11 protein-coding genes are annotated in these 14,201 nt (G+C 37.1%); all 11 read right to left on the bottom strand.

Annotated features, from left to right (window positions below; translation table 11 throughout):
* Positions 1–9: 9 nt before the first annotated feature.
* Positions 10–297, bottom strand: a complete 288-nt coding sequence (gene rplW, locus DICTH_RS04030) for a 50S ribosomal protein L23 (protein WP_012548507.1) — start codon at positions 295–297, stop codon at positions 10–12.
* Complete coding sequence (gene rplD, locus DICTH_RS04025) at positions 294–923, bottom strand: 50S ribosomal protein L4 (RefSeq protein WP_012548675.1); 630 nt, start codon at positions 921–923, stop codon at positions 294–296. The genes rplW and rplD overlap by 4 nt, the downstream gene beginning before the upstream one ends.
* 17 nt (positions 924–940) lie before the next feature.
* The gene (gene rplC, locus DICTH_RS04020) at positions 941–1,588 is read right to left on the bottom strand and encodes a 50S ribosomal protein L3 (protein ID WP_012547635.1); all 648 of its coding nucleotides are present in this window, start codon (positions 1,586–1,588) and stop codon (positions 941–943) included.
* Positions 1,589–1,602: 14 nt separating this feature from the next.
* The gene (gene rpsJ / locus DICTH_RS04015; protein WP_012547250.1) at positions 1,603–1,923 is read right to left on the bottom strand and encodes a 30S ribosomal protein S10; all 321 of its coding nucleotides are present in this window, start codon (positions 1,921–1,923) and stop codon (positions 1,603–1,605) included.
* A gap of 18 nt (positions 1,924–1,941) precedes the next feature.
* Positions 1,942–3,159 (bottom strand): elongation factor Tu, encoded by a 1,218-nt coding sequence (gene tuf, locus DICTH_RS04010; protein ID WP_012547866.1) that lies wholly within the window; start codon positions 3,157–3,159, stop codon positions 1,942–1,944.
* 21 nt (positions 3,160–3,180) lie between these two features.
* A complete protein-coding gene (fusA, locus tag DICTH_RS04005; protein WP_012546971.1) occupies positions 3,181–5,256 on the bottom strand; it encodes an elongation factor G in 2,076 nt (691 codons plus the stop codon).
* Positions 5,257–5,278: 22 nt separating this feature from the next.
* Positions 5,279–5,749, bottom strand: a complete 471-nt coding sequence (rpsG, locus tag DICTH_RS04000) for a 30S ribosomal protein S7 (RefSeq protein ID WP_012547965.1) — start codon at positions 5,747–5,749, stop codon at positions 5,279–5,281.
* Positions 5,749–6,135 carry a 30S ribosomal protein S12 gene (gene rpsL / locus DICTH_RS03995; protein WP_012548653.1) on the bottom strand — a complete coding sequence of 129 codons (387 nt, stop codon included), beginning with the start codon at positions 6,133–6,135 and terminating at the stop codon, positions 5,749–5,751. Before rpsL ends, rpsG begins: the two co-directional genes overlap by 1 nt.
* Before the next feature lie 100 nt (positions 6,136–6,235).
* The gene (gene rpoC / locus DICTH_RS03990; protein WP_012547665.1) at positions 6,236–10,525 is read right to left on the bottom strand and encodes a DNA-directed RNA polymerase subunit beta'; all 4,290 of its coding nucleotides are present in this window, start codon (positions 10,523–10,525) and stop codon (positions 6,236–6,238) included.
* A 19-nt stretch (positions 10,526–10,544) separates the two neighbouring features.
* On the bottom strand, positions 10,545–13,757 hold the full coding sequence (rpoB, locus tag DICTH_RS03985; protein WP_012546981.1) for a DNA-directed RNA polymerase subunit beta: 3,213 nt from the start codon (positions 13,755–13,757) through the stop codon (positions 10,545–10,547).
* Positions 13,758–13,911: 154 nt separating this feature from the next.
* Entirely contained in the window at positions 13,912–14,184 is a 273-nt protein-coding gene (locus tag DICTH_RS03980) for a TMEM165/GDT1 family protein (RefSeq protein ID WP_012548045.1), read from the bottom strand.
* Positions 14,185–14,201 lie beyond the last annotated feature (17 nt).

Below are 14,201 nucleotides of genomic sequence, written 5' to 3'. Positions count from 1 at the left end.
TTCTACCTCCTATACTCCACTGATAAGCTCTATTTTATAGCCCGGTTCTAAAGTAACTATAGCCTTCTTCTTGGTAGAAGTAAAGCCTTGAGAAATTCCCAATCTTCTTCTTTTAGGTTTCTCATTAATTACGGCAACACTTTTTACTTTCACTTTAAATATCTCTTCTACAGCTTTTCCTATTTCAATTTTATTTGCATCTTTAGCAACTTCAAATACATATTTATTTTGTTTAGCAAGATTAAGACTCTTTTCCGTTAACACAGGTTTTAAGATTATTGTATAAGGATCTCTCATTTTAAAAATGCCTCCTCTAATACTGGAATCGCATCAACCGTAAGTATAAGATAATCATATTTCAAGAGATCATAAACATTCAAAACCGACGCTATCATTGTTTTAACTTTTTCAAGATTCATTGCAGCTCTTTTTAGATTCTCGTCTTTAGCTGGAACACCAATAAGAACCTTTGAATCAGCTAAACCAAAATTATTTAAAATATTTACCAACTCTTTCGTCTTAGGCTGAGATAATTCGATTTTGTCCAAAATAATCAAAGCATTCTCTTGAAGCTTTGTAGACAAAGCAGATCTTATAGCAAGCCTTCTCATCTTCTTAGGAATCTTATAAGAATAATCTCTTGGTTTTGGACCAAATGGTCTTCCACCACCAACCCAGTGAGGAGCTTTCCTGTCTCCTTGCCTTGCATGTCCTGTACCTTTTTGAGGCCAGACCTTTCTTCCGCTTCTATTTACTTCGCCTCTTCTCTTTGTAGAATGAGTCCCTTGTCTACCATTGGCAAGATGCATAACAACACATGTATAAAAAAGATCAGGCCTTTTCTCAACCCCAAAAAGTTCTTCCTTTAACTCTATCTCTCCAACCTTTTCTGCTTTTTGATTATATACAGGTACTTGTATCATATCCTCTTATCCCCTTCCTAGGTATTTATTTCCTTAACAGCTTTTCTAATAATCAGTAGATTTCCTGTAGGTCCAGGGACAGCACCTTTTACTAAAATAATATCCTTTTCTTTATCCACTTTAACAACCTTTAAATTCTGAACAGTTATAGTCTCATTACCCCATCTACCAGCCATCTTCTGTCCCTTCATTACATGCTGTACACCACCAGCACCAATGGAAGCCCTTCTCCTGTGAAACTTAGAACCATGAGACATTCTTCCTCTTCTAAAACCCCATCTTTTTATATGGCCGGTAAAACCATGACCTTTACTTTTACCTGTAATATCTACAAGTTCACCTTCTTGAAAAATATCTACCCTTATTTCTTGTCCTCTTGTATAGTCAAGAGGATTCTTAACTCTTACTTCCTTTATAATTCTAAAAGGCGGGAGTCCCAACTTTTTAAATATTCCAAGTTGTGGCTTATTAAGTTTTGACTCCTTGCAATTTTCGAATCCTAATTGAATAGCATCATACCCATCTTTTTCTTTGGTTTTTACATTAAGAACAAGACAAGGTCCTCCTTTAATAACAGTAACAGGAATCAATTCTCCACTATCAGTAAATATTTGTGTCATTCCAATTTTTCTTCCTAATATAGCTTTTGTAGTAGGAGCTGCCATAGCTTTTCCCCTCTCTATGTTTTAATTTCAACTTCAACACCAGCAGGAAGCTCCAAATTCATTAAAGCTTCCACCGTCTTTGAGGTAGGTTCTATTATGTCTATTAATCTCTTATGTATTCTTATTTCAAAGTGCTCTCCAGAATTCTTATTAACATGGGGAGAGCGAAGAACCCAATATCTTGTTACTTTAGTGGGGAGAGGAATAGGGCCAGAAATCTTGGCCCCAGTTCCTCTTACTGTATCAATAATCTTCTTGGTAGAAATATCAAGAACTCTATGATCAAAAGCCTTTAGTTTTATTCTTATCTTTTGTTTCTCCAGATAGCTACTCATATCCTTTAATCGCCCCCATTATTCAATAATTTTAGTTATGACGCCTGCACCAACTGTTCTTCCACCTTCTCTTATAGCAAACCTTAAACCTTCCTCTAACGCTACAGGCTTGATTAACTTTATCTCCATCTCTATGTTGTCACCTGGCATAACCATCTGTACTCCCTCTGGTAACTTTATCTCCCCTGTTACATCTGTCGTCCTAAAGTAAAATTGTGGCTTGTATCCACTGAAAAATGGCGTGTGCCTTCCACCTTCTTCCTTCTTCAATACATATACCTGCGCCTTGAAATGTGTGTGCGGCTTTATCGTACCTGGCGCAGCTACTACTTGACCCCTCTCTACTTCATCTTTGTCTATCCCTCTTAATAGTATCCCTATGTTGTCACCAGCTATCGCTTCATCTAATTGCTTCCTGAACATCTCTACTCCCGTCACCACACTCTTCTTTATCTCATCACTTAATCCTACTATCTCTACTTCGTCCCCTACCTTCACCCTTCCTCTCTCTACTCTACCCGTCACTACTGTACCTCTCCCTGTTATGCTAAATATGTCCTCTATCGGCATCAAAAATGGCTTGTCTACATCTCTCTCTGGTATCGGTATGTAATTGTCTACCGCATCCATTAACTCCCATATCGCATCTACCCACTTGTTCTCCCCTCTCTTTATCTGAGGGTTCTGGAATAACGCCTCTAATGCCTTTAATGCTGACCCCCTTACTACCGGTACCTCATCCCCTGGATATCCATACTTCGTTAATAAATCCCTTACCTCCATCTCTACTAAGTCCACTATCTCCGGATCATCTACCATGTCTATCTTGTTCAAAAATACTACTATGTATGGCACATTGACTTGCCTCGCAAGTAATATGTGCTCCCTCGTCTGGGGCATCGGACCATCCGCAGCTGATACTACTAGTATCGCTCCGTCCATCTGTGCAGCACCAGTAATCATGTTCTTTATGTAGTCAGCATGACCAGGCGCATCTATGTGCGCATAATGCCTGTTGTGCGTCTCATACTCTACATGCGCAAGGTTTATCGTCACTCCCCTTGCCCTCTCCTCTGGCGCTTTGTCTATGTCTTCATACTTCAAGGGCTTCGCTAATCCTTCAGCAGCTAGTGTCATCGTTATCGCTGATGTTAATGTCGTCTTTCCATGGTCTACGTGCCCTATCGTACCTATATTCACATGTGGCTTCGTCCTTACAAATTTCTCCTTCGCCATCCTTTATCTCCTCCTATTCCTTCATTTTTTAAGATTTGAAGATAGAATTTTTTCCTGAATATTGATAGGCATTTCTTCATAATGTGAAAATTCCATTGAGAATATTCCTCTACCTTGAGTTAATGACCTCAAGGTGGTAGCATATCCAAAAACCTCTGCGAGAGGAACTAATGCTTTTATTACTCTCGTATTATTTACAAAATCAATCTTCTCAACCCTACCTCTTCTACTATTAAGATCGCCTATTACATCTCCCATATATTCTTCAGGAACAATTATCTCAAGCTTCATTATAGGCTCTAAAAGAACTGGATCACCTTTTAAAACTCCATCTTTAAAAGCCTGAGAAGCTGCAATCTTGAAAGCCATATCTGAAGAATCAACTTCGTGATATGATCCGTCAAAAAGAGTAACCCTTAAGTCCGTAACAGGATACCCTGCAAGCACTCCTCGATCTGCAGCCTCCCTAATACCAGCCTCAACAGCTGGAATGAATTGTTGAGGAATTACTCCTCCCACAATCTTGTTTACAAATTCAAGACCACTACCTCTTGGAAGAGGTTCTAATTCTAACCAAACATGACCGTACTGACCTCTTCCACCTGTTTGTCTAATATATTTACCTTCAACTTTTACAGGCTTTCTAATGGTCTCTCTATAGGATACCTGTGGTTTACCAACATTAGCATTTACCTTAAATTCCCTCTTCAATCTATCAACAATAATCTCTAAATGCAGTTCTCCCATACCATGTATCAAAGTTTGGCCTGTTTCCTCATCATAAGTTACTTTAAACGTTGGATCTTCTTCAGCAAGTCTTTGAAGAGCAATACTCAATTTATCTTGTTCTTCCGTACTCTTTGGCTCGATAGCAACAGAAATTACAGGCTCAGGGAATGTCATTCCTTCGAGAACTATAGGTCTGTTTTCATCGCAAAGAGTATCACCTGTAGTAGTAAATTTTAAACCCACAGCAGCAGCAATATCTCCCACATATACTGCATCTATATCTTCTCTATGATTAGCATGCATTTGGAGAAGCCTACCAATTCTTTCTTTCTTACCTTTAGTTGAATTATAGACATAACTCCCTTTTTCAAGCTTTCCAGAATAAACTCTAAAATATGTAAGCTTACCTACATAGGGATCAGTCATTACCTTAAAAGCTAAAGCGGCAAATGATTCATCCTCACTAACTAGCCTTATTTCTTCTTCTCCAGTAATAGGATTTATGCCCTTCACAGGAGGTAAATCTAAAGGAGATGGAAGATAGTCTATAACGGCATCGAGCAATGGCTGAATACCCTTGTTCTTAAAGGCAGAACCACATAATGCTGGATATAACTTGCCCTCAATAGTAGCCCTTCTCAAAACCCTCTTCAAATCGGCTACGGGAATCTCTTCCCCTTCTAAGTACTTCATTAAAAGCTCATCATCAAGTTCCACAATAGCCTCTATCAGTTTACTTCTATACTCTTTAGCTTTATCTTTTAGCTCATCAGGAATTTCTGTAACTTCCCACTTAATCCCAAGATCATCATGATATACAATAGCCTTCATTTCGAAAAGATCTACTACACCCCTAAATTGATCCTCACTACCAATTGGTATTTGAACAGGTACTGCATTAACCCCTAGTCTATCCTTTATCATTTCCACCACTCTAAAGAAGTTTGCCCCAACCCTATCCATCTTATTAACAAAGATAATTCTTGGAACATTATATTTTGTGGCTTGTCTCCAAACTGTTTCAGATTGTGGCTGAACTCCAGCAACACCACAAAATACTGCTATCAAACCATCTAAAACTCTTAAGGATCTCTCTACTTCAACAGTAAAATCTACGTGTCCCGGAGTATCAATTATGTTTATTATATGATCTTTCCATTGACAGGTAGTTGTAGCAGCTGTTATAGTGATACCACGCTCCCTTTCTTGCTCCATCCAGTCCATGGTCGCTGTTCCCTCGTGAACCTCACCTAGTTTGTGAGTTTTACCAGTATAAAATAATATCCTTTCGGTAAGAGTAGTCTTACCTGCATCTATATGAGCAGCTATTCCTATATTTCTTAATTTGTCTAATGGACATCTAGGCACGTCTATCTTCCTCCTTTTTTAATTACCAACGATAATGAGCAAATGCCTTATTAGCCTCTGCCATTCTATGCATTTCATCTCTCTTTTTAATTGCTCCACCAGTATTGTTAAGAGCATCTAAAATTTCTAAAGCAAGCCTTTCTTTCATAGGCATACCTTTTCTTTCTCTTGCCGCCCTAACAATCCACCTCAAAGCGAGAGAAAGACCTCTTCTAGGAGGAACTTCTATTGGCACCTGATAGGTTGCACCACCAACTCTTCTTGGTCTTACCTCTAGAAGAGGTGTTACATTCTGTACCGCCTTTTCAAGAACAACTAAAGGATCCTGTTTTGTTTTTTCTCTTATTATTTCCATAGCACCATATACTATTTTTTCTGCAATACTCTTTTTACCATCAAGCATAACTTTATTTATAAGTTTCTGTACAAGAACACTATTATATACAGGATCAGGAGGTATTTCTCTTGGAGTAACTGGACCTCTACGTGGCATTATTTCTTACCTCCTTCCTTTGGACGTTTTGTTCCATATTTAGATCTTCCTTGTTTTCTACCTTCAACCCCTGCAGCATCTAAAGCACCACGAATAATATGGTACCTTACACCTGGTAAATCTTTAACACGACCACCTCTTACAAGAACTACTGAGTGTTCTTGTAAATTATGTCCTATTCCAGGTATGTACGCCCATACTTCAACCCCATTTGTCAACCTAACCCTAGCAACCTTTCTTAAAGCAGAGTTAGGCTTTTTAGGGGTCATCGTAGTTACACGAATACATACCCCTCTCTTCTGGGGGTTGCCCATAAGAGCGGGAGATTTACTTTTTCTTTCTTTTGGCTCTCTTCCTTTTCTTATTAATTGATTTATGGTAGGCAAAATTACACCTCCTACACTCAGTTATTGAAAATTAAATAAACTTATAATATAGCCCCTAAAGGCAAGCGAAAAAAAGTTTATCATTATACGATTAACTTTGTCAAGAGTTAATTTCAACTTCTCCTCCATCTTCTAAAACCTCAACCTTCTTTGCTGTTCTTTTTTGAGGCACAATTCTCTTAAAGAGCCCCGTACCTGCAGGGATTAATCTGCCTATTATTACGTTTTCCTTTAACCCTTCAAGATAATCTTCCTTTCCCTTAACTGCAGCCTCAGCTAAGACCCTTGTGGTTTCCTGGAAGGAAGCTGCAGAAATGACGCTCTCTGTAGTTAGGGCTGCTTTTGTAATACCAAGCACTACTTCTCTTGCTACAGGTGGTCTCTTACCCTCCTCCTCTAATTTCTGCTTCACTTTTTCAAAGGTAACTTTATTGACAAGTTGACCAAATAGGAAATTACTATCACCTGGATCTTCAATTCTTACTCTGTTAGTCATTTGTCTAACTATAACTTCTATGTGCTTGTCATTAATTTCTGCTCCTTGTTTTAGATAAACCTTTTGTACCTCATCAACGATATATCTCTGTACAGCAGCAAGCCCTTCATTAGCAAGAATTTCTGCAGGGTTTCTATATCCTTTAGTCAATTCCTGTCCAACTGTTACATAATCTCCTTCTTTCACTAAAAGTTGAGCATTAGGAGGTAAAATATGCTCATCTTTACTACCATCTTCACCTTCAATTATTATCTTTTCCCCTGATTTAGTTCTTGTTATCCTTACAATACCACTTACACCAGCTATTATGGATTTTCCTTTTGGCCTTCTTGCCTCAAACAGCTCTTCTACACGAGGAAGACCTTGGACAATATCTTCTGTTTTTGCAGTCCTTTGCTGGTAAGAAGGGAAGTAAGCAAGAATAGTACCAAATTCCACATGGTCACCAACATTCACGTGCAGTTTAAGTCCACGAGGAATTCTATACTCAATCTCCTTACCGTCATTGTTTCTTACTACAACAACTGCCTCTCCTGTAGCTACTATTTTGTCTATTATTTCGCCATTTCTTTCAAGAATATTAACCACCTTACCATCTTCGCAAGATTGAATCTTCATCGTTTCTCTACTGTACTCGGCAATTAAATCTCCTTCATCAATGAGATCTCCGATTCTAAATAAGAATGTTGCTCCTTCTGGTAGTTCTATCCTATGCTCATTCCCGGATTGATCTAATAGTACTACAGAACAAAAGACTGTGTGAGTTTCTTCATTAAAGCTTAATTCATATTTATTAATATCTCTGTTGTACCTTACATTAACAAGATTAAATCTCTTACTGCGATTTTCCAAAACCTTTTCAACCCTTACAACTTTCCCAGAATAAGGAGATGTTATATATCTTAAATTAGGATCAATATATCCCAAACTCATACCCTTAGTAACATCACTTCCAGGTTCAATAGAGATTATAGCGCCTGGTGGAATAATTATTTCCTCTTCTTGACCATCACCTTTAACCACAACTTTTCCATTACGTCCTACCACCATTTTTTCTCTTTTACCTAAAACCTCAAATCTATCTCTAAACTTCAAATCTACAAAATCAACCTTTCCAGTTACTCTAAATTGGATATTTTGATAGTTCAAAGATGTTAGAGCAACACCACCAGTATGGAAGGTCCTCATGGTAAGCTGAGTTCCAGGCTCCCCGATAGATTGAGCAGCTATTACTCCTACAGCCTCTCCTATGTTGACAAGTCTATGAGTTGCTAAATCTTCACCATAACATTTCTGACATATTCCCTTCTCACTCTTACAAGTCATCGGAGATCTAATTTTTACTCTCTTTATACCAAACTTCTCTACTAATTTTGCTTTTTCTACGTCTATATACTCATTCTTAGCTATTATCAATTCTCCCTTATCATTGTATACATCTTCAGCAGCAAACCTTCCTATAATTCTATCCTTAAGACTTAATACTATCTTGCCCTCATCCTCTAAGGCTTCTACGTATATACCATCGTCAGTTCCACAATCTTCTTCTCTAATAACAAGACTCTGAGCTACATCTACAAGCCTTCTAGTTAAGTATCCTGAATCGGAGGTTCTCAAAGCTGTATCTACTACACCTTTTCTTGCACCATAGGAAGAAATGAAGTGTTCTGATACAGTTAATCCCTCATAAAAACTTGACTTAATAGGAATGTCCATGATTTGTCCTGATGGATCAGCCATTAAACCTCTCATAGCTGCAAGCTGTCTTACCTGGTCTACATTACCTCTTGCACCGGAAAATGCCATCATATATACAGAGTTAAGAATATCAAAGTTAGCAAGCATTATATCTTTTACTTCTTCCGTTGCTTTTGTCCATATTTCAATAGCCCTGTGATATCTCTCTTCCTCAGAGTATAAGCCACTTTCTACGGCCTTCTGAAGAAGCGTAGACTCTTCTTCTGCTTTCTTTATAACTTTTTCTTTTGCCTCTTTAGGTATCTCAATATCTACAATAGAGAAACTTACTCCTGCCTTTGTGGCATACTCAAAACCAAGTCGTTTAAGTTCATCCAAAAATTCTGCAGTTTTACTCCAACCATAAACCTCAAAGCATTTTTCAACAATTTTTCTTACTTCTCTTCTATTTAAAGTGACATTATAATATCTCAACTTTTCAGGAACAATTTCGTTTAGAATTAATCTTCCTGGTGTTGTCTCTATAAATGCCGGCTGATCAGGCAAAGATATATTATAAGTTTCTTCCATACCTTTCTTGTGCACATATACTTTTGAATGCAGATCAACCTTTTTATTCTCTAAAGCTAACAAAACCTCTTCTGGTGTTGCAAATCTCTTGTCTTCTACCTCTCTTCCAGGAACCATAAGAGTAAGATAATAAAGTCCAAGAACCACATCTTGAGTTGGCAATGTAAGAGGCTTTCCATGAGCAGGAGAAATAAGGTTATTAGCTGATAACATCAAAATACGTGCCTCTGCTTGAGCCTCAATAGATAAGGGTACATGAACTGCCATCTGGTCTCCATCAAAATCTGCATTGTATGGAGGACACACTAAAGGATGCAGTTGAATTGCATTTCCATCGATTAATTTAGGTTCAAAAGCTTGTATACTAACTCTATGCAAAGTAGGAGCACGATTCAAAAGTACTAATTTTTCCTTAATAATCTCGTCAAGTACATCCCATACTTCAGAAGTTTCTCTTTCTATTTTCTTTCTAGCATTTTTCACATTAGTAGCATAGCCATGCTCTATTAATTTATTTATTACAAAAGGCTTAAACAACTCCAAAGCCATTTTCTTAGGAAGACCACATTGATGCAATTTTAGCTCAGGGCCAACCACAATCACAGCTCTTCCTGAAAAATCAACTCTCTTACCCAAAAGATTTTGTCTAAACCTTCCTTGCTTTCCTTCTAATATGTCTGACAAGGATCTTAATGCTCTTCCACTAGCATTAGTAACAGGTTTTCCTCTCCTGCCATTATCAATAAGTGCATCTACTGCCTCCTGTAACATCCTCTTTTCATTCCTAACGATAATCTCAGGAGCATTTATCTCTAAAAGTTTCGCAAGACGATTGTTTCTATTAATAACCCTTCTATAAAGATCATTAAGATCGGAAGTTGCAAACTTACCACCCTCAAGTTGTACCATTGGTCTTAAATCTGGGGGAATAACAGGTAATACCTCTAATACCATCCACTCAGGTTTATTTCCTGATAACCTAAAACTTTCTACTATTTCCAACCTCTTAATGAGTTTTGCTCTTTTTTGCCCCTGAATTTCCTCTATCTGCTTTTTCAAGTCAAAAGATAATTCTTCTAAATCCAATTCCTTTAAGAGTCTTTTTATAGCCTCCGCACCCATTCCAACCTTAAAACCGTCTCCAAAATCGCTATAGGCCTTTTCGTATTCCTCCTCTGTTAAGACTTGCATTTTTTGTAAAGGAGTGTCTCCTGGATCTAATACTATATAGGAGTGGTAATAAATTACCTCTTCAAGTTGCTTACTGCTTATGTTAAGAAGTAGACCTATATAGTTAGGAACATTCTTAAAGTACCAAATATGTACTACGGGCACAGCAAGTTTAATATGTCCCATTCTTTCTCTTCTAACAGAACTCTTCGTTACTGTAACTCCACATCTGTCACAAGTTATACCTTCATATCTTTGTCCCTTATACTTACCACAATGACATTCATAGTCCTTTACAGGTCCAAAAATTTTCTCACAAAACAACCCGTCTCTTTCAGGTTTAAAAGTTCTATAATTAATGGTCTCCGGTTTTTTAACCTCACCGTAAGACCAACTTAGAATATCTTCGGGCGATGCTAAACCAAAAACTAACTTATCAAAATCTTTTATCTTCAAGGTTTATTCCTCCCCTTCCTTAAGATTCATCTTCAATTTTATAAAGATTAACCAATCTATTTCCGATATAGGCAGATACCTTAATACCTAATCCTTGTAATTCTCTAACAAGAACTTTAAAGGATTCCGGAATACCTGGTTCTTTTATCAAGTTACCAGAAACAATAGCAGAATAAGCCTCGGTTCTTCCAGCCACATCGTCAGATTTATATGTTAACATCTCTTCCAGAGTATGAGCTGCGCCATAAGCCTCCAAGGCCCATACCTCCATTTCTCCAAATCTCTGACCACCAAATTGAGCTCTTCCACCAAGAGGCTGCTGAGTAACGAGAGAATAAGGTCCAACAGATCTTGCATGAATCTTATCATCCGCAAGATGAATTAATTTCAAAATGTACATATATCCTACAGTAACTTTTTGGTTGAAAGGCTCCCCAGTTCTCCCATCATATAGAACCACCCTACCATCCTCGGGAAGCCCTGCTTTTCTCAGCATCTCCTTCACTAAATTAGCAGATCTATTTTCTCCCAATACTTCATCAAAGGGAGGTACTATAGCATATAAACCTAATTCTTTAGCTGCCCATCCCAAATGGGTTTCTAAAATTTGTCCCACGTTCATACGAGACGGCACTCCTAATGGATTTAATATTATGTCTACTGGAGTACCATCTTCAAGGAAGGGCATATCTTCCTCTGGTAATATGGTTGCAATTACACCCTTATTACCATGCCTTCCTGCCAACTTATCTCCTACCGAAATTTTTCTTATTTGAGCAACTCTAACTTTTACAATCTTATTTACTCCTGGAGGAAGTTCATCGTCATTTTCTCTGCTCAAAACTTTTACATCTATGACCTTACCCCACTCACCATGAGGCATCCTCAAAGATGTATCCTTAGTTTCACGAGACTTTTCTCCAAAAATCGCTCTCAATAGCCTTTCCTCAGGAGTAAGTTCGGTTTCACCTTTTGGAGTGACCTTTCCTACCAAAATATCATTAGGACCAACCTCTGCACCTATCATTATTATCCCATCTTTATCCAAATACCTTATGGCATCTTCACTTATATTTGGTATATCCCTAGTTATTTCCTCAGGACCAAGTTTTGTATCTCTTGCTTTTATCTCATATTCTTCGATATGAATAGACGTAAATATATCCTCCTTAACTAATCTTTCACTTATTATTATTGCGTCCTCATAGTTATAGCCACCCCATGGCATAAATGCTACAAGCACATTTCTACCTAAAGCAAGTTTTCCATTAGAAGTTGCTGGACCATCAGCTAAAACATCTCCTTTTTTAACCCTTTGTCCTACTTCAACTATTGGCTTTTGATTCCAACAAGTCCCTTGATTTGTTCTTCTGTACTTTATAAGTTGATACCTCTTCTCTTCTTTATTATCTGTTTCGATCACAATCTCCGAGGACGATACTTTTTTAACTATACCATCTACGTCAGATATGACCATAACTCCCGTATTTCTTGCTACAGTTTCTTCAATTCCTGTCCCCACTAAGGGAGGCTCTGTATTTATCAATGGTACTGCTTGACGCTGCATATTTGCTCCCATAAGAGCTCTGTTTGCGTCATCATGTTCAAGGAAAGGAATTAAAGCAGTAGAAATACTTACTGTTTGATATGGTGATACTCCTACGAAATCTACTTCTTTAGGAGAACAAAGTACAAACTTTCCTTTTCTTCTTGCATGAATTAGCTCATCAACTATTTCTCTATTTTCATTAATATGAACATCAAAGGATGCTATGGTATATTTATCTTCTTCTGTGGCTGATAGATACACAATTTCATCTGTAATTTTTCCATCTTTTACTCTGTAATAAGGTGTTCTCAAGAATCCATATTCATCAACTATAGCTAAAGTGGATAAATAGTTTATTAAACCTGCATTAGGGCCCTCTGGAGTTTCTATTGGACAAACCCTTCCATAATGAGAAGGATGAATATCTCTTACTTCAAATGTTGCTCTTTCACGAGTTAAACCTCCAGGGCCCAGAGCACTTATTCTTCTCTTATGAGCGAGCTCTGAAAGAGGGTTAGTTTGATCCATAAATTGGGAGAGTGGGTTTCTATTAAAGAATTCTTTAACTGCTGCCATCAAAGGTCTAGTACTTACTAAAGCAATAGGACTTGCTTGTTCGGGATCTGTTAAAGCCATCTTCTCTCTTATCAACTTCTCTACCCTTGCAAGTCCAGCCCTAAATTGCATCTGCAAGAGTTCTCCTACAGATCTTATTCTTCTATTACCAAGGTGATCTATATCATCTGTCTCATCTTTGCCTGTTTTAACCATTGTCAGCCTTTTTATTATTTCGATTAAATCATCTTCTGTAAGAGCATAGTTATCAAGGGGAATGTTTAATCCCAATCTCTGATTTAATTTATATCTTCCAACTTTACCCAAGTTATATCTTCTAACATCAAAAAACATTTGTTTTATTACTCTTAATGCATCCTCTTCTCTACTTGGAACATCCCCAGGTCTTAACTTTGCACAAGCCTCAAAAATTGCTTGTGATCTATCATTTACATTGTCTTTTGCATAGGTCATTTCCAAGTAATTCAACTCTTCTGGTCCTAAAATTTCAGAGAAATAATCCAAATCGTAACCTAAAGCCCTAAGTAAAAGAGATACAGGAAATTTTTTCATTCCATTAGGATGAATATAGATAATACCATTACTATCCAATTCAAACTCTATCCAGCCACCCCTTGTAGGTATAAGAGTTGCAATAATACTATGTCCCTCTTCCTGGAAAAATACTCCAGGCGATCTTGTGATTTGGTTAACTATAACCTTTTCTGTACCATTTACAATAAAGGTGGCTCTATTAGTCATTTGAGGAATATTTCCAAGAAAAACCATCTGTTCTTTAATATCTTTGATATTCCTATTCTCATCCTTAAAATACAACCTTGTCTTTACATAAATTGAGGATTCATAAGTAAGACCTTTTTCTAAACATTCATCAGGGGTTTTTGTAGGCGGATCAATCTTTATACCGTCCTCAGTAGTAACAAATTCTAAAGATAGTCCTTGACGTACCGATTCTATAGGATTTATTTCATCAAGAACCTCTCTAAGACCCTGAGTTAAAAACCAGTTGAAGGAATCATATTGTATTTTTAATAAATCTGGGATATTTTGAAATACAGGCCTACTATCACTCCAAAAGATTTCTGTTTTGAAATTTTTACCCTTCATACCTCATCTCCTTTTCCCTAGAGATTAGACAAATTTATATTTTATATATAAAGAGGACAAAAATGAAATCCTAAAAAAAGAAGAAAAACATAGAAAACAAACAATAAAAAAAGATTAAGGTAGAATTATACCCAAAATTCTACCCTTTTCTTTTTTAATCTTTAAAAATTGTCCAAATTCCAACCAATATAAAAATTAAACCTACAACTTTTTCAAGTGTATCTCTTGGAATATATCTTGTCAATACTTCTCCTAAGTAAGCTCCTATAAAACTCAGAAGAGTTAATGCTAAGGAGGCTCCTAAAAAAACATAAAAGGGAGATTTTGTCTTTACAGACAAAGTTAATACTGCAAGCTGAGTCTTATCTCCAAGCTCTGCAAGAAAAATGACTCCAAAAACTGATAGTAACACTTTGATTTTTTCCATAATTTCACCTCACGAAT

The sequence above is a fragment of the Dictyoglomus thermophilum H-6-12 genome (assembly GCF_000020965.1).
Lineage (GTDB): Bacteria > Dictyoglomota > Dictyoglomia > Dictyoglomales > Dictyoglomaceae > Dictyoglomus > Dictyoglomus thermophilum.
The sequence above is the reverse complement of the archived record's forward strand: the minus strand, read 5'-3'. Positions and strand labels throughout refer to the sequence as shown.